This window comes from Pantoea sp. SM3 (genome assembly GCF_000963995.1).
GTDB classification, from domain to species: Bacteria; Pseudomonadota; Gammaproteobacteria; order Enterobacterales; family Enterobacteriaceae; genus Pantoea; species Pantoea rwandensis_B.
The window spans coordinates 43,648-59,831 of sequence record NZ_JZRD01000029.1 but is presented as its reverse complement, the minus strand read 5'-3'; the positions used below and the strand labels follow the sequence as shown (position 1 = coordinate 59,831).

Sequence of the window (16,184 nt, the reverse complement as noted above, 5' to 3'; positions counted from 1 at the left end):
TCCTTCCTGTTATTACGCGTCATCGCCGAACCAGCAGATATTACGTGCAGCCATAATCAGCGCACCGGCCTTCTCATCATCCAGCCCTTCAATATCTGTCAGATCGTCAACACCTTGCTCAGCGAGATCTTCCAGCGTGCAAACGCCTTTAGACGCCAGGCGATACGCCAGCGCACGATCCAGGCCCTCAAGATTCAGAAGATCCTCAGCGGGCTCCTGATTACCAAGGCTCTCTTCTTTCGCTAATGCCAGGGTGGTCAACGCATTTTTTGCTCGTTCACGCAGGGCTTCAATGGTCTCTTCGTCGAGGCCGTCGATTTCCAGCAACTCGTTGATTGGCACGTAAGCCAATTCTTCCAGCGAAGAGAAGCCCTCTTCCACCAGTACGGTGGCGAACTCTTCGTCGATGTCGAGATGTTTGGTGAACATATCGATCGCTGCGTGAGCTTCAGCCTGATGCTTAGCCTGCAGATCATCGACGGTCATCACGTTCAGTTCCCAACCGCTCAGTTGGGAAGCCAGACGCACGTTTTGGCCGTTACGGCCGATCGCCTGAGCCAGATTACCGGCTTCAACAGCGATATCCATGGTGTGATTGTCTTCATCCACCACGATTGACGCCACATCGGCTGGCGCCATGGCGTTAATCACGAACTGCGCCGGGTTATCGTCCCACAGCACGATATCGATACGCTCGCCACCCAGCTCGCTTGATACAGCCTGGACGCGCGCACCGCGCATACCCACACAAGCGCCTACCGGATCAATACGTTTATCGTTGGTTTTCACCGCGATTTTAGCGCGTGAACCTGGATCGCGCGCAGCCGCTTTGATCTCGATAACTTCTTCACCGATTTCTGGCACCTCAATGCGGAACAGTTCGATCAGCATTTCTGGTTTAGAACGAGTGACAAACAGCTGTGCCCCACGCGCTTCCGGGCGAACGGCATATAACACGCCGCGAATACGGTCGCCTGGACGGAAGTTTTCACGTGGCAGCATATCTTCACGTCCGATCACAGCTTCAGCATTGCTGCCCAGATCGAGTGAGATACTGTCGCGGTTTACTTTCTTCACCACGCCGGTGATGATTTCACCTTCGTGTTGACGGAACTGATCAACCACCATCGCGCGCTCAGCTTCACGTACTTTCTGTACGATAACCTGCTTAGCGGTTTGGGTGGTGATACGGTCGAAGGTGACAGATTCGATCTGGTCTTCAACGTATTCGCCCAGATTGAACGCTTCGTCTTCAAAGCGGGCCGCATCCAGCGTAATTTCACGAGTCGGCTGTGTCACTTCTTCCACAATCTGCCAGCGACGGAAAGTATCGAAATCACCGCTGCGACGGTCAATGCTGACGCGCACTTCGATCTCTTGCTCATACTTCTTTTTAGTCGCAGTGGCCAAAGCGCTCTCAAGCGCTTCGAAGATTTTCTCACGTGGCAGGGCTTTTTCGTTAGAAACGGCTTCTACTACAGCTAAGATCTCTTTGTTCATCCTGGTTAGCCTCAATCCGGACTTTTAAAAGTGGGGGACCAGGTTCGCTTTCTGAATATTACTCAGCGCGAACACCTCATCGTTACCCTCAACGGTTACCGTGATCATCTCACCTTCCACGGATTTGATGATCCCCTGCCATTTACGGCGGTTCTGTACGGCCATGCGCAGTGTCAGGCTCACCTCATCACCGGCGAAACGTGCATAGTGTTCAGCAGTGAAAAGAGGACGCTCGAGACCTGGCGAGGAGACTTCAAGGTTGTAAGCCACCGTAATGGGATCTTCCACATCCATTACCGCGCTGACCTGGTGGCTAACATCGGCACAATCATCAACATTGATACCATTCTCACTATCAATATAGATGCGCAAAGTCGATGTGCGACCGCGAACGAATTCGATACCGACCAATTCGTAGCCAAGCGCTTCTACTGGAGCGGTGATCAAATCAGTCAATTTTTGCTCTAATGTGGACAAGCCCACCCCCAAGACATAAAAAAAGGGCCTATAGCCCAGTATTGCGATTCCTGATAACAAAAAACCCCGAAAATTCGGGGCTTTTTGTGACTGGACCCTGTACGCCGCATAGCGGCTTCGGCACACAATCCAAAAGAATTTTTTTCAAAAAACACTGAGGATGCGTCCGTCGATGCATACAGTATATTTGAAAAAGAACTCTAAGGGAAAGTGGTTGCGGGGGCCGGATTTGAACCGACGACCTTCGGGTTATGAGCCCGACGAGCTACCAGGCTGCTCCACCCCGCGTCCGAAAACGTGGCGAATAATACGCCGACCTTGCTAAAAAAGCAAGTTTTACTGAGATTTGGTACCGAGGACGGGACTTGAACCCGTAAGCCCTTTCGAGCACTACCACCTCAAGGTAGCGTGTCTACCAATTTCACCACCTCGGTACTGCACTGACTGCGACGTTATGTTGCCGCTAAAGCATTGACGATGTTACTGCGGGATATCATTGCCCGGGGTTGCCGGTTTAGCTGGCTGAGTCTGCTGTTCAGACTGAGCTGGCGCAGTGAGGTTTTCCCACTCGCTTCCTTTAGAAGACTTGTTCGTGTTCAGATTGCCCAGGATCAAGCTGATAATGAAGAACAGGGTCGCCAGTACTGCAGTCATACGTGTCATGAAGTTACCAGACCCGTTTGAACCGAACAGTGTACCAGAGGCGCCTGCACCGAATGAGGCTCCCATATCAGCGCCTTTGCCTTGCTGAAGCATGATCAGACCTACAAGGCCAATCGCAACAATAAGGAAAACAACTAACAGAGCTTCGTACATAATCAACCTGTTTCCTTGCGCGTTATCCGCACAGTTAAAGCTTCACCAATATTGACGGGGAGTATCGTCATCACCCATCAGAAGCGGGTGTGAATACTAACCAATGGGGCATACCTCTGCAAGCGCAATTTTCACGAACTTTATTGATTGCGGAAAAAAACGCCAGGGTGGTGATTTAACAGGCGGAAAGTCGAGATCTCGCCGCCTGATAACACCTTTAAACCGCTTTCACTGCATCAGCAATTTTATGCGCCAACTCGGTGACTAAAGTTTCGTCTTCCCCCTCAACCATCACGCGAATCAGCGGTTCAGTACCGGATTTACGTAACAGTACACGACCACGCCCTGCTAACGTTTTTTCGACTTCAGCACTAACGGCTTTAACGCTCTCGGATTCCAGAGGATCATGACTGCCGCTGAAGCGTACGTTGACCAGAACCTGCGGCAGCATTTTCATGCCACTGCACAAATCATGCAGACTCATGTGATTACGCACAATAGCAGTGAGCACTTGCAAACTTGCCACGATGCCGTCACCGGTACTGATTTTGTCCAGCAGGATGACATGGCCAGAGTTTTCAGCCCCCATGCGCCAGCCCTTCTCCTGCATTTTTTCCAGCACGTAGCGGTCACCCACTTTGGCACGCGTGAAGGGAATGCCCAACTGTTTCAACGCCAGTTCCAGCCCCATATTACTCATCAACGTGCCCACCACGCCGCCGCGCAGTTGCCCCTGACGCAACGCTTCACGAGCAATGATGTAGAGAATCTGGTCACCATCGACCTTCATGCCCAGATGATCAACCATCATGATGCGGTCGCCATCGCCATCGTAAGCAAGGCCCAAATCGGCCTTCTCTTCCAGCACGCGCTGCTGCAGCATGCGGAGATCGGTTGCGCCGCACTCTTTGTTGATGTTCATGCCATCGGGCTGAACGCCAATCGCAATCACCTTAGCGCCCAATTCACGCAGCACGTTAGGCGCGATGTGATAGGTCGCACCATTAGCGCAATCCACCACAATTTTCAGGCCGTTGAGGCTTAACTCGCTCGGGAATGTGCCTTTACAGAACTCAATATAGCGGCCGGCAGCGTCAACAATACGGCTGGCGCGCCCCAGCTCAGCGGACTCGACACAGGTCAGCGGCTTCTCTAACTCAAGCTCGATGGCCTCTTCCACTTCATCCGGTAATTTAGTGCCTTCCGCAGAGAAGAATTTGATGCCGTTATCGTCGAAAGGATTATGCGATGCAGAGATCACGATACCGGCTTCTGCGCGGAAGGTACGCGTCAGATAGGCAATCGCGGGCGTTGGCATAGGTCCCGTAAAGGCCGCCGACAAACCGGCTGCAGCCAGGCCGGCTTCCAGTGCCGATTCCAGCATATAGCCAGAAATGCGTGTGTCTTTACCAATCAATACTTTACGAGAACCCGAACGCGCCAGGACCTTACCCGCAGCAAAACCCAGCTTCAGGACAAAATCAGGGGTAATCGGCGCTTCACCGACCTTGCCACGAATACCATCTGTACCGAAATATTTACGATTACTCATGCTTTATCCTTTTGCTCTCCGTGTCGCTTCAACAATACGCATCGCTTCGACAGTCTCTTTAACATCATGCACGCGAATAATTTGTGCGCCCTGCATAGCGGCAATCACCGCACAGCTCAGGCTGCCGGTCAGACGCTGCGTCGGGCCGACATTTAACAGCTGGCCAATCATCGATTTACGTGACATTCCGACCAGTAGCGGTAAGCCAAAATGGTGGAAATGGCTGAGTTCTGCCAGCAGTTGATAATTGTGGTTGAGATTCTTACCGAAACCGAAGCCAGGGTCGAGCAACAGATTCTCTTTTTTAATGCCTGCCGCTTCGCAGCGTGCAATCTGTGCATGGAAGTAAGCGTCCACTTCACCCACGATATTCTGATATTCAGGTGCTTGCTGCATGGTACGAGGTTCGCCCTGCATATGCATCAGACACACCGGCAGACCGGTTTCTGCTGCTGCTGCCAAGGCACCCGGTTCTGACAGTGAGCGAATATCATTAATGATGTGAGCACCCACTCGAGCTGATTCACGTATCACTTCTGGCTTTGATGTATCCACGGAAATCCACACTTCAAAACGCTGAGCAATGGCTTCCACTACCGGAATCACGCGCGCTAACTCTTCATCTACGCTGACTTCATCGGCACCTGGCCGTGTAGATTCCCCGCCGACATCAATGATGGTTGCGCCCGCATTCACCATCTCATTGGTATGGGTCAGCGCATCCACCAATGTGTTGTGTGTTCCGCCATCAGAGAAGGAGTCCGGCGTGACATTCAAAATACCCATCACATGGGGAAACGACAGATCGAGATGGGAATCACGGGCGAACAACTTCATGGCGGGAATCTCCTTGGGAATCACGGTATCACTGAATGTAAAAAACCCCGGACCGGCCGGGGTTTTTGCTGAGGTTTGTGGCCTCTTATTTGTCGAGCTGTTCTGACATGGTGTTGCCAGGATTTGGCGTACGCGGTTCATCAACCGGACGTGGCGCCTTTGGCGTGCCATTGTTGTCCGATGAACTGCTGCTGCCTGAATCATCCCAACCTGCAGGTGGGCGAACTTCACGGCGAGCCATCAAGTCATCAATCTGTGGCGCATCAATGGTTTCATACTTCATCAGCGCGTCTTTCATCGCGTGAAGGATGTCCATGTTCTCACCCAGCAGAACACGAGCACGTTGGTAGTTGCTATCGATCAGGTGTTTAACTTCCTGGTCGATGATGCGTGCTGTTTCATCTGACATGTGTTTAGCCTTGGCCACAGAGCGGCCGAGGAACACTTCGCCTTCTTCTTCAGCATACAGCAACGGACCTAACTTCTCGTTGAAGCCCCACTGCGTCACCATGTTGCGCGCCAGGTTAGTGGCGACTTTAATATCGTTAGATGCACCGGTAGAAACGTGTTCTGCGCCGTAAATGATCTCTTCCGCCAGACGACCGCCGTACAGCGTCGAAATCTGACTTTCAAGTTTCTGGCGGCTGGCGCTAATCGCATCGCCTTCTGGCAGGAAGAAGGTCACACCCAGCGCACGTCCACGCGGAATAATCGTCACTTTGTGCACCGGATCGTGTTCCGGTACCAGACGACCAATAATTGCATGGCCCGCTTCGTGGTAAGCGGTGGATTCTTTCTGCGCTTCCGTCATCACCATGGAGCGACGTTCTGCACCCATCATGATTTTGTCTTTCGCTTTCTCGAACTCAACCATCGAGACCACACGCTTGTTGCCACGTGCAGCAAACAGTGCCGCTTCGTTGACAAGGTTAGCGAGGTCAGCACCCGAGAAGCCCGGCGTACCACGTGCGATGATCGCTGCATCGATGTCAGTGGCCAGCGGCACACGACGCATATGCACTTTCAAAATCTGTTCACGACCGCGAACATCTGGCAGACCGACCACAACCTGGCGGTCAAAACGACCTGGGCGCAGCAGCGCGGGGTCAAGTACGTCTGGACGGTTAGTTGCGGCGATAACAATGATGCCTTCATTACCTTCGAAGCCATCCATCTCCACCAGCATCTGGTTCAGCGTCTGCTCACGTTCATCATGACCACCGCCTAAACCAGCGCCACGTTGACGGCCTACGGCATCGATTTCATCGATAAAGATGATGCACGGTGCGGCTTTCTTCGCCTGCTCGAACATGTCACGCACACGAGATGCACCGACACCCACGAACATTTCAACAAAGTCAGAACCGGAGATAGTGAAGAACGGTACTTTTGCTTCGCCAGCAATCGCTTTAGCCAGCAAGGTTTTACCAGTACCCGGAGGGCCGACCATCAGGACGCCTTTCGGGATCTTACCACCCAGTTTCTGGAAGCGGCTTGGCTCGCGCAGATATTCAACCAGTTCACCCACTTCTTCTTTCGCTTCATCGCAACCTGCGACATCTGCAAACGTGGTCTTGATCTGGTCTTCGGTCAGCATGCGGGCTTTACTCTTGCCAAAGGACATTGCGCCTTTGCCACCGCCGCCCTGCATCTGCCGCATAAAGAAGATCCAAACGCCAATCAACAGCAGCATTGGGAACCAGGAGATGAAGATGGAAGCCAGCAGGCTTGGCTCTTCTGGTGGTTCGCCAATCACTTTGACGTTTTTGGTCAAGAGGTTATCAAGCAACTTAGGATCGTTGACAGGAATGTAAGTCGTATATTTATTACTGTCTTTTTTGACAACGTTAATCTCACGCCCGTTAATACGTGCCTCGCGGACCTGATCCTGGTTCACTTCCGACAGGAAGGTTGAATAATCAACCCTACGGCCATTCGACTCGCTGGGCCCAAAGCTCTGGAAGACAGACATCAGCACGACCGCGATGACTAACCAGAGAATCAGGTTTTTCGCCATGTCACTCAAGGGATTAACCTCATATTACAACGGTGTTAACAGACAGCGTAGGGTACTATATATCCTTCAGACCTGGAATCGCGGCGCTGATGATTTTACTGCTTTCCACTGAAACTCAGAATTACACATCAGAGTAAACGCAGTTCGCCTTGCTTTGATTCCGGTACCGAGGGCTATAGTTTGCGCCCTGTCGCCACAATATACACTTCACGCGAACGTAAACGAGAAGCGTCTGGCTTACGAATTTTCACTTTCGTAAATAGGGAGCGAATTTCCCGCAGGTATTCCTCGAAGCCATCTCCCTGAAACACTTTCACTACAAAACTGCCGCCAGGCGCCAGGATATCCCGACACATTTCCAGCGCCAACTCTACCAAATACATCGATCGTGGAATATCAACCGCAGGTGTACCACTCATGTTCGGCGCCATGTCAGACATGACAACTTGCACCTTTTGGTCACCTACTCGCTCCAGCAATGCGTTCAGCACTGCCTCTTCACGAAAGTCGCCCTGTAGAAAATCGACACCGACAATCGGGTCCATGGGGAGCAAGTCACAGGCAATAATACGACCGTTGGATCCAATCTGTTGTACCGCATATTGCGACCAACCACCGGGTGCAGCACCCAGATCTACCACTGTCATGCCGGGTTTGAAAAGCTTGTCACCCTGCTGAATTTCGTCCAGTTTAAACCAGGCGCGCGAACGCAACCCCTTTTTCTGTGCCTGCAACACATATTTATCGCTAAAGTGTTCCTGTAGCCAGCGACTGGAACTGGCCGAACGCTTTTTACCCGTCATAATTTTTCCAATTAAATCTTCATCGTAGCGATAAATCAGTACGCAATGAGTCGCGTTGATTTGGCGATATACCCGAGATGGCGGTAGAATGAACCGTTTTCAATCCCTGAGTAAGTAAAAAATACGATGAATCTGAGTACCAAACAAAAACAGCACCTCAAAGGCCTTGCCCATCCACTTAAGCCCGTTGTTATGCTGGGCGGTAATGGCTTGACCGAAGGCGTGCTCGCTGAAATCGAACTGGCGCTCGAGCATCACGAATTGATCAAGGTGAAAATTGCCTCTGAAGATCGTGAGACCAAGCAGCTGATCGTTGACGCTATCGTACGTGAAACAAAAGCTTGTAACGTACAGGTCATCGGCAACACGCTGGTGCTGTATCGCCCTGCAAAAGAGCGCAAAATTACTCTGCCACGTTAATTAAGCCGTAAAGGCTGCCATGACGGGCAGAGAAAGTGCCATGCTCCTGCATGGGATAAAAGGCCGCTATGCGGCCTTTTTCCTTTCTTTACAATATGCGGCTACACATTTCAAAGCGTAGCAATATCTTAAAGGTATTCCACCTTTAACACTTCATATTCCACATCGCCGCCCGGTGTCTTCACAATCGCAACGTCGTCTGCTTCTTTTCCAATCAAACCACGCGCCATCGGCGAGTTCACTGAAATCAGGTTTTGTTTGAAGTCAGCTTCATCATCACCCACGATGCGGTAAGTGAATTCTTCGTCCGTATCCACATTCAAAATGGTCACGGTAGCACCAAAAATCACGCGGCCTGTTTTCGGCATCGTCGTGATATCAATCACCTGAGCGTTGGAGAGTTTGGCTTCAATCTCCTGAATACGGCCTTCGCAAAAACCCTGCTCTTCACGGGCAGCGTGGTATTCGGCATTTTCTTTTAGATCGCCGTGCTCACGGGCTTCGGCAATAGAGGCGATGATGCGCGGACGCTTCACGGTTTTCAGTTCGTTCAGCTCTTCACGCAGGCTCTCAGCGCCTTTCAACGTCATCGGAATCTGATTCATTTTGGCTCCTCGTCATCTATCCTGGTTAACGGCGTCATCCTGACCGGTGACAGCAGAAAACAGCTTCTGCGGCGCGTTACCTCTTTTCACAAGCAAAAGAAGCCTGACCCGGAAAGCTTTCCGGGTCAGGTTCGGTTTTGCATTTTGATACGTATTTTACCCCAGAGTTCCCTGTGGGTCATCGTTTACTTTGCACCGCCTCGGGACGTAGTATTGACGCCTTCACCCGTCAGTTACCGCGAGATTATGCGATTTTCACGACTTGTTACCGGATTAACCTGTGCGTTTATGCTGCAGGCACAAGCAGCCCCCGTTGAAGAATACATGCAGTATTTGCCAGACGGCGCAAACCTGGCGCTGATGGTACAAAAAGTGGGCGCATCAACCCCGATAATCGACTATCACGGCAAACAGATGGCATTGCCGGCCAGTACCATGAAGGTGATCACCGCGCTGGCGGCCCTGCTGGAACTCGGTCCGGACTTCCGTTTTCAGACCACGATGGAAACCAAGGGTGCAGTCAGCGATGGCACGCTCAATGGCGATTTAGTGGCGCGTTTTGGTGGCGATCCGACGCTGAGCCGTCAGGATCTGCGCAATATGGTGGCGGCCCTGAAAAAGCAGGGCATCACCCATATCAAAGGCAATCTGGTGATCGATACGTCCGTGTTTGCCAGCCACGACGCTGCGCCAGGTTGGCCGTGGAACGATATGACGCAGTGCTTCAGCGCCCCGCCTGGCGCGGCTATCGTCGACAAAAACTGTTTCTCCGTTTCGCTTTACAGCGCTAACACGCCAGGCGAAAACGCCTTTGTGCGTATCGCCTCGTATTATCCAGCGCATATGTTTAGCCAAGTGCGCACTATTGGTCGTAACAGTGGAGATGGGCAGTATTGCGAGTTGGATGTGGTACCGGGCGAGTTAAACCGCTATACGCTGACCGGCTGCATGCGCCAACGCGCCGAACCTTTGCCGCTGGCGTTTGCTGTGCAAGATGGTGCCGCCTGGGCAGGCGAAATCCTCAAGGCCGAACTGCGTGCCGCGGATATCGATTACAGCGGCCATTTAGTCCGTCAGACGCAGGTTACCTCACCGGGAACCGTGCTAGCGTCGACGCAATCCGCGCCGTTGCACAATCTGCTACACACCATGCTGAAGAAATCGGACAACATGATTGCTGATACGGTGTTCCGTACCATCGGCCATCACTATTTCAACGTACCAGGCACGTTCCGCGCCGGTTCCGATGCGGTACGCCGCATACTGCGTGAAAAAGCGGGCGTCGATCTCGGCAACAGCATTCAGGTCGATGGTTCAGGCTTGTCGCGTCACGATTTGATTGCGCCAGATACCATGATGCAGGTACTGCAATACATCGCGAAGAATGACTCAACGCTGAACTACATCTCCATGCTGCCGCTGGCAGGATACGATGGCACGTTGCAATATCGTGGTGGCCTGCATGAAGCCGGACTGGATGGCAAAGTGTCGGCAAAAACCGGTTCGCTGCAGGGCGTCTATAATCTGGCTGGATTTATTACCACTTCCAGCGGTGCACGTGTCGCCTTTGTGCAGTATCTTTCTGGTTATGCGGTGCCGCCTGAAGATCAGAAAACGCGGCGCATTCCTCTGGTACGCTTTGAAAGCCGCCTCTACTCGGATATCAACAAAAACAACTGATGAAATTGCTGATCGTTGAAGATGACGCGCTGTTGCAATCGGGCCTTGCTCAGGCCCTTAGCGCACAAGGATATGCGGTTGACTGTGCGAGTACTGCTGCAGAGAGTAATGCTTTCTTACGCAGTGGGCAGTACAGCCTGATCGTTCTGGATCTGGGTTTACCGGATCGCGATGGTGCCACGCTGCTGCGTCAGTGGCGGCGCGATGGCATCAACGTGCCGGTGTTGATCCTGACGGCGCGTGATGCACTGGAGGATCGCGTGGATGGCCTGGATGCCGGTGCCGACGATTATCTGGTCAAACCCTTCGCGCTGGTGGAGCTGCAGGCGCGCGTGCGTGCACTGATTCGCCGTTTTCAGGGTCACAGCGACAATTTGCTGCAACAGGGTGATCTCACCCTCAATCTCAGTTCGCAGCAGGTATTGCTGGAAGAGCGTCCGCTGGAAATCACCCCAAAAGAGTTCGCACTGCTGACGCGCTTGTTAATGCGCGTCGGTCAGAACGTCCATCGCGAAACGCTGCAGCAGGATCTCTACAGCTGGAATGACGATCCTGGATCCAATACGCTGGAAGTTCACATTCACAATCTGCGCCGTAAGCTCGGAAAAGATCGTATCAAAACCGTGCGTGGCGTGGGCTACCGCCTGGAAGTGCGCGAATGAACAGCATGCGTCAGCGGTTACTGATTATGCTGGCGCTGATTCTCCTCACCTGCCAGGTGATGAGCGCCATCTGGTTATGGCATGAGAGTCGCGAACAGATTAGTTTTCTGGTCAACGAAACGCTGTCTGCTCAGGCGCGCAACGACCGCGTCGAGAATGAGATCCGTGAAGCCATCGCTTCACTGCTGTTGCCTTCACTGGTGATGATCGCTCTGACGCTGCTGCTGTCATTCTGGGCGATTAACTGGATCATTCGTCCATTACGATCCCTGCAGGATAGCCTCGCCCATCGCTCCGCCGATAATCTCACCCCGCTGCCGGTTTATTCAGAAATGGATGAAATCGTTGCCGTGACCACCTCCATTAATCAGCTATTTTCGCGGCTCGACCACACGCTACAACAGGAACGCCTCTTCACCGCCGATGCCGCGCATGAATTGCGTACCCCTTTGGCCGGTTTACGTCTGCATCTTGAACTTCTGCACCAGCAGAACGTGCCGCAGAGTGAGATGCTGATTGAACGTATCGACCAGTTGATGCACACCGTGGAGCAACTGCTGATGCTGTCGCGAGCTGGCCAGGCGCTGGCAGGCGGTCACTATCAGCAGTTGCAGTGGCAAAAAGACATCATGCAGCCGCTGCAGCCGGAAATGGCCGAACTTTATGCACAGCGACAGCAAACACTGCACTGGCCGCACGGCAAAGATATCCCACAGCAAGGTGAAGCCGTGTTACTACGCCTGATGCTGCGTAATCTGCTGGAAAACGCCTCACGTTACAGCCCGGAAGGCAGTGAAGTCAGTGTGAAAATGCAGCAGGATAAACAGCAGGTGATCATTGAAGTGTGGGATCAGGGACCAGGCATTGAGGCCGATGCGGCAGAAGAACTGACGCAAGCCTTCCGTCGTCGCGATCAGCGTTACGGTGGCAGCGGATTGGGTCTGAACATCGTACTGCGCATTGTGCAGATGCACCGTGGCAGGCTGGAGCTGGTTAACCGTAAAGATAGCAACGGGCTGATTGCCCGCTGCTATTTACCGCATCAGCTGCTTTAGAAGTGAGTGTTGAGGCTCATGTAGTAAGTACGGCCTGACTCGTTATAAGTATTCGCACCCGCACCGTAGAGGTAGGCGCCTGTTGTCGCGTTCCCGGTGGTTTGCGCATTACCTTCGCGGAAGTGACGCTTATCAAACAGGTTGTCGATACCCAGAGTGACGCTGGCGTACTTATTCACATCATAAGTCCCGCTCAGGCCAACGATAGAGTAAGGACTGACTTTATCGGCCGCGCTTCCCGTCACCGGCTGACCTTTATAGTCATACTTTTTCGGTGTTTGCGTGCCGTACCAGGTCAGGGTGGTTTGCAGCGACAGATCCTGCGTTGCTTGCCAGCTCAGCGTTGAGTTCAGGGTGTATTCCGGGATGATTGACAGACGATCGCCGGTTTCCTTGTTCTTACTCTGCAGCATATAAGTGAAGTTGTTGTTCCACATCACGCTATCAGAGAACGGCACGTTAACCGTACCTTCCAGCCCTTCCACCACTGCTTTCGGTACGTTTTCCCACTTGTAGATATCCGTGGTGCCGTTTGAGGCTTTACCGACGGCTGCGTAACCCGCTTCAATCTTGTTGCGGTAATCGTTACGGAACCAGGTCAGACCCGCCTGATAGCCTTCGTGTTTCCACTCCAGTCCAATCTCTTTGTTGAAACTGTTTTCAGCTTTCAGGTCCGGGTTACCCTGCAGATAACAGGCGCCGGTGCTGGCAGCACAGCCCTGACCGTTGCTGTACAGCAGGTAGTTCGGGTTGGTCTGGTAAAGGCTTGGCGCTTTATAAGCCAGGCCCGCCCCCATCTTCAGCGTGAAGTCATCACCCAAACCTTGCGACAGGTTCAGAGACGGGCTCCAGTTGTTGCCTACAATCGAGTGATGATCGAAACGCAGGCTCGGCGTCAGCATGGTGCTGTCGGTCAGCTCCATGTTGTCTTCAGCGAACAGCGAGAAGATTTCAGCCTGCGAATACGGGCTACGACCGGTGCTATCGATACCAGGCACAGCGCCATTAGTGGCAGTCTGCGTCGTTGAAGAGGGATCCTTCATGCTCTGCTGGTTCCATTCGGCGCCCAGCGTTGCCGTCTGATTAATCAGCCACTCAAACGGAATGCTAACTTCGCTGTGCAGCAAAATATCGTCTAACTGAATGGTGTTGAAACCATCGTTAGAGAAGATACCTTCCGTTCCGCCCGCCAGACCTTCATTAATACGGGTGTTACGGGTTTTCTCATAACGCGCGTAGGTATTGGTGCTGACACCGTTATCCCAGGCACCGGTCCATTTCAACGAGATGTTCTGGCGATACAGGCGGTTAGTTTCATCGCCATACAGGCTTTTCACCAGCGCACTGGTATTGGTGTTCTGCGTATCGCCTGCGTACAGGTTTCCTTGACGGCTATAGCCCGCTTGCAACTCCAGCGTCTGCATCGGAGCAAACGCCCAGCTCAGTAACGCATTGATATCTTTATTGACCGAGCCTTCACGGCCTGAAGGATAGCTGCCCGCATAAGTGCCGGTACGTGCCGCTGCATGGCCTTCATTGATGTCATAAGCATCGGCCTGAGTTTTGGCTAAACCCCCGTACAACCGGAAGTTGAAGTCGTCACCCAGCGGCCCTTCAAGGCTGAAGTTGGTGCGTTTGGTTGCGCCTTCTGCTTTGTGCTCCGGTGCATTGAAGTAGGTGTTCCAGGAACCGTGCCACTGCTGGTCGGTGTACTTTTTGGTGATAATATTCACCACCCCGCCCGCCGCGCCATTGCCGTAACGTACCGCAGCCGGACCACGAATGACGTCGATATGGTCGATCATCTCTGGCGGCACCCAGTTGGTGTCACCGCGCGTATCACGCTCACCGCGCCAGCCCAAACGCACCGAGTTGCGGCTGGTGACTGGCATGCCATCGACCATAATCAGGGTGTTTTCCGGGCCCATGCCGCGAATATCGATCTGGCGATTGTTACCGCGCTGGCCACTGGTGGAGTTACCGGTCAGGTTAACGCCTGGCATGGTACGAATAATTTCTGACACATCACGCGCCGGTGGATGCTTTTTAATTTCATCTGCAGTGATGGTGGAAACGCCGGGTGCCTGCAGGTTTTGCTGCTGTGCGGTCACCATTAACGTGCCGCCATTCATCGATTCGGCGTCAGTGGTGGATGGGCTGCTGGTCGTCTTGCTGGAAGTGTCTGCTGCCCAGGCGCTGCCGGAGAGCAGTGAGGCGCTCAGCCCCAGTTCAATCAAAATAGCTAATGATAATCGTGAGTAACGCGTCATTGTTTTTCATTCCTGGATGGCCAGTAAAAATGCCGTTGGATTCTTAACTGGCGAGCCGGTGAGAATATCCCTGTCCTTATCGCGCCCAGTTCCAGACCTGGCAGTGCCATCCGTTGCGTAACCTTCCAGGAAGGAAAGAGTCAGGCGGAACGAGCGTGCTCTTTTGAGCGGAAACACCCTATTGCAAATGCAAATAGTTATCAATAGTATTAATTATTAATCTTATGTAAATCTTTACCTACACAGTGACTGGCAGCCCTATGACCTGGCGAAATGATGTAACCGGTAGTGAAGCCTGGTGGCAGGAGCAACACACTCAAGGTATTCCGCGAATTGCCCCTCAGCAGGATGGCACCTGTCTGGTGACTTTCTTCTGGCGCGATCCACAAGGCAGCGAAAAAACCTCAGCAACTCAGCGCGTGTGGATCAACATTACGGGCGTGACCGATCATCATCAGAAGCGTCCACCGCAGTCATTGGTGCGGGTAACGGGTACCGATGTGTGGTACTGGCAAACCGCGCTGCCCTCCACCTGGCGCGGCAGTTACTGCCTGATGCCCGATGAACAGGCAACCGACTTTAGCGGTGAAGCCGACATGTACGCGTTACGTAACTGGTGGCGTGACAAATTCCCCACGGCGAAGGCCGATCCCCTGAATCCATTGCGTGGCTGGGCCGGTGGGCGCGGCATGGGCGTCTCGCCGCTGCATCTCCCGCAGGCTCCTGATCAGCGGGTTTGGAAATCTATCGATGAGGGCAACGCACCTGCTATTTCTTTGCAGCAGTATCAGTGGGATAGCGCGCTATTGGGCAACAGTCGCAAAGTGTGGATTTATGCCACTGGCGAGTCCGATGCGGAGCAACGCCCACTGGCCATTCTGCTGGATGGCCAGTTCTGGGCAAATCAAATGCCGATTGCCGGGCCATTGCAGCAACTTACTGATGCCGGAAAACTCCCTCCTGCGGTCTATTTGTTTATCGATATCATCGACCGTGAACACCGCAGCCGCGAACTGCCCTGTAATCCGCAGTTCTGGCAAGCCGTGCAGCAGGAATTACTGCCGCAGGTGGCGCAATGGGAACCTCATCGCCAACAGGCGGACAGCACGCTGGTGGCCGGACAGAGCTTTGGTGGGCTGGCTTCCGTTTTCGCTGCACTGCATTTTCCGCAGACGTTTGGCAATGCGCTGAGTCTTTCGGGATCTTTTTGGTGGCCCGAACGCGGCAATCCTTACGGATGGCTACTACAGGCGCTGGATAGCGGTCTGGCACCCGAACAGCCGCTGCGTTTCTGGCTGGAAGCAGGTAAACGTGAAGGCCTGATTCTGCAAGCCAATCAACAATTAGAACAAAAACTTACCGCTGCCGGTTACCAGGTGAATTACCTGCCGGTGGAGGGCGGCCATGACGCGCTATGCTGGCGCGGTGGTCTGCTCGACGGTCTGCAAGCCCTGTGGCGCAATCCGACTTAACTTCATCACGCAGGACGC

The 16,184-nt window shown here is 53.1% G+C and carries 14 protein-coding genes and 2 tRNA genes; 5 read left to right on the top strand and 11 right to left on the bottom strand.

From position 1 onward, the window contains the following. Positions 1 to 12 precede the first annotated feature (12 nt). From nusA to rlmE, 9 genes are all read right to left on the bottom strand, one after another. Entirely contained in the window at positions 13 to 1,500 is a 1,488-nt protein-coding gene (gene nusA / locus VI01_RS16130; RefSeq protein ID WP_034826526.1) for a transcription termination factor NusA, read from the bottom strand. A gap of 24 nt (positions 1,501 to 1,524) precedes the next feature. Beyond that, positions 1,525 to 1,977 (bottom strand): ribosome maturation factor RimP, encoded by a 453-nt coding sequence (gene rimP / locus VI01_RS16125; RefSeq protein WP_034826528.1) that lies wholly within the window; start codon positions 1,975 to 1,977, stop codon positions 1,525 to 1,527. Positions 1,978 to 2,188: 211 nt separating this feature from the next. Beyond that, positions 2,189 to 2,265 (bottom strand) — tRNA-Met (locus VI01_RS16120). 59 nt (positions 2,266 to 2,324) lie between these two features. Next, positions 2,325 to 2,411: transfer RNA gene (locus tag VI01_RS16115), tRNA-Leu, on the bottom strand. Between the two features lie 46 nt (positions 2,412 to 2,457). Further along, complete coding sequence (secG, locus tag VI01_RS16110; RefSeq protein WP_034826531.1) at positions 2,458 to 2,793, bottom strand: preprotein translocase subunit SecG; 336 nt, start codon at positions 2,791 to 2,793, stop codon at positions 2,458 to 2,460. A 217-nt stretch (positions 2,794 to 3,010) separates the two neighbouring features. Beyond that, the gene (glmM, locus tag VI01_RS16105; protein ID WP_038649421.1) at positions 3,011 to 4,345 is read right to left on the bottom strand and encodes a phosphoglucosamine mutase; all 1,335 of its coding nucleotides are present in this window, start codon (positions 4,343 to 4,345) and stop codon (positions 3,011 to 3,013) included. A 3-nt stretch (positions 4,346 to 4,348) separates the two neighbouring features. Next, positions 4,349 to 5,182, bottom strand: coding sequence for a dihydropteroate synthase (folP, locus tag VI01_RS16100; RefSeq protein WP_034826536.1), 834 nt, complete (start codon positions 5,180 to 5,182; stop codon positions 4,349 to 4,351). A gap of 85 nt (positions 5,183 to 5,267) precedes the next feature. Beyond that, a complete protein-coding gene (gene ftsH / locus VI01_RS16095; protein WP_034826538.1) occupies positions 5,268 to 7,199 on the bottom strand; it encodes an ATP-dependent zinc metalloprotease FtsH in 1,932 nt (643 codons plus the stop codon). 173 nt (positions 7,200 to 7,372) lie between these two features. Then, positions 7,373 to 8,002, bottom strand: coding sequence for a 23S rRNA (uridine(2552)-2'-O)-methyltransferase RlmE (gene rlmE / locus VI01_RS16090; protein WP_034826540.1), 630 nt, complete (start codon positions 8,000 to 8,002; stop codon positions 7,373 to 7,375). A 126-nt stretch (positions 8,003 to 8,128) separates the two neighbouring features. Here rlmE and yhbY point away from each other — a divergent pair, with 126 nt between their 5' ends. Further along, complete coding sequence (yhbY, locus tag VI01_RS16085; RefSeq protein WP_034826542.1) at positions 8,129 to 8,422, top strand: ribosome assembly RNA-binding protein YhbY; 294 nt, start codon at positions 8,129 to 8,131, stop codon at positions 8,420 to 8,422. Positions 8,423 to 8,550: 128 nt separating this feature from the next. Here the strand turns inward: yhbY and greA are convergent, their stop codons facing one another. Then, on the bottom strand, positions 8,551 to 9,027 hold the full coding sequence (greA, locus tag VI01_RS16080; RefSeq protein ID WP_034826545.1) for a transcription elongation factor GreA: 477 nt from the start codon (positions 9,025 to 9,027) through the stop codon (positions 8,551 to 8,553). A 246-nt stretch (positions 9,028 to 9,273) separates the two neighbouring features. Between greA and dacB the strand changes: the two genes are divergently transcribed. The 3 genes from dacB to pmrB are packed head-to-tail and all read left to right on the top strand — an operon-like array spanning position 9,274 to position 12,424. Beyond that, a complete protein-coding gene (gene dacB, locus VI01_RS16075; RefSeq protein WP_045815957.1) occupies positions 9,274 to 10,707 on the top strand; it encodes a serine-type D-Ala-D-Ala carboxypeptidase in 1,434 nt (477 codons plus the stop codon). Continuing rightward, a complete protein-coding gene (gene pmrA, locus VI01_RS16070; protein ID WP_034826547.1) occupies positions 10,707 to 11,369 on the top strand; it encodes a two-component system response regulator PmrA in 663 nt (220 codons plus the stop codon). The genes dacB and pmrA overlap by 1 nt, the downstream gene beginning before the upstream one ends. Next, a complete protein-coding gene (gene pmrB / locus VI01_RS16065; protein ID WP_045815888.1) occupies positions 11,366 to 12,424 on the top strand; it encodes a two-component system sensor histidine kinase PmrB in 1,059 nt (352 codons plus the stop codon). The genes pmrA and pmrB overlap by 4 nt, the downstream gene beginning before the upstream one ends. On the opposite strand, the gene VI01_RS16060 is transcribed toward pmrB, so the two are convergent. Continuing rightward, positions 12,421 to 14,694: a TonB-dependent siderophore receptor gene (locus VI01_RS16060; RefSeq protein WP_045815887.1), complete on the bottom strand. Its 2,274-nt coding sequence runs from the start codon at positions 14,692 to 14,694 to the stop codon at positions 12,421 to 12,423. The two genes, pmrB and VI01_RS16060, sit on opposite strands and share 4 nt — an antisense overlap. A 260-nt stretch (positions 14,695 to 14,954) precedes the next feature. On the opposite strand from VI01_RS16060, the gene fes reads away from it, so the two are divergent. Then, positions 14,955 to 16,166, top strand: coding sequence for an enterochelin esterase (fes, locus tag VI01_RS16055; RefSeq protein WP_045815886.1), 1,212 nt, complete (start codon positions 14,955 to 14,957; stop codon positions 16,164 to 16,166). The last annotated feature ends 18 nt before the right edge of the window (positions 16,167 to 16,184 follow it).

What these genes read in the sequence shown, in the direction of transcription:
- nusA (WP_034826526.1), bottom strand. Translation starts at nt 1,500, where the DNA reads ATGAACAAAGAGATCTTAGCTGTAGTAGAAGCCGTTTCTAACGAAAAA.
- secG (WP_034826531.1), bottom strand. Translation starts at nt 2,793, where the DNA reads ATGTACGAAGCTCTGTTAGTTGTTTTCCTTATTGTTGCGATTGGCCTT.
- glmM (WP_038649421.1), bottom strand. Translation starts at nt 4,345, where the DNA reads ATGAGTAATCGTAAATATTTCGGTACAGATGGTATTCGTGGCAAGGTC.
- folP (WP_034826536.1), bottom strand. Translation starts at nt 5,182, where the DNA reads ATGAAGTTGTTCGCCCGTGATTCCCATCTCGATCTGTCGTTTCCCCAT.
- ftsH (WP_034826538.1), bottom strand. Translation starts at nt 7,199, where the DNA reads ATGGCGAAAAACCTGATTCTCTGGTTAGTCATCGCGGTCGTGCTGATG.
- rlmE (WP_034826540.1), bottom strand. Translation starts at nt 8,002, where the DNA reads ATGACGGGTAAAAAGCGTTCGGCCAGTTCCAGTCGCTGGCTACAGGAA.
- yhbY (WP_034826542.1), top strand. Translation starts at nt 8,129, where the DNA reads ATGAATCTGAGTACCAAACAAAAACAGCACCTCAAAGGCCTTGCCCAT.
- greA (WP_034826545.1), bottom strand. Translation starts at nt 9,027, where the DNA reads ATGAATCAGATTCCGATGACGTTGAAAGGCGCTGAGAGCCTGCGTGAA.
- dacB (WP_045815957.1), top strand. Translation starts at nt 9,274, where the DNA reads ATGCGATTTTCACGACTTGTTACCGGATTAACCTGTGCGTTTATGCTG.
- pmrA (WP_034826547.1), top strand. Translation starts at nt 10,707, where the DNA reads ATGAAATTGCTGATCGTTGAAGATGACGCGCTGTTGCAATCGGGCCTT.
- pmrB (WP_045815888.1), top strand. Translation starts at nt 11,366, where the DNA reads ATGAACAGCATGCGTCAGCGGTTACTGATTATGCTGGCGCTGATTCTC.
- VI01_RS16060 (WP_045815887.1), bottom strand. Translation starts at nt 14,694, where the DNA reads ATGACGCGTTACTCACGATTATCATTAGCTATTTTGATTGAACTGGGG.
- fes (WP_045815886.1), top strand. Translation starts at nt 14,955, where the DNA reads ATGACCTGGCGAAATGATGTAACCGGTAGTGAAGCCTGGTGGCAGGAG.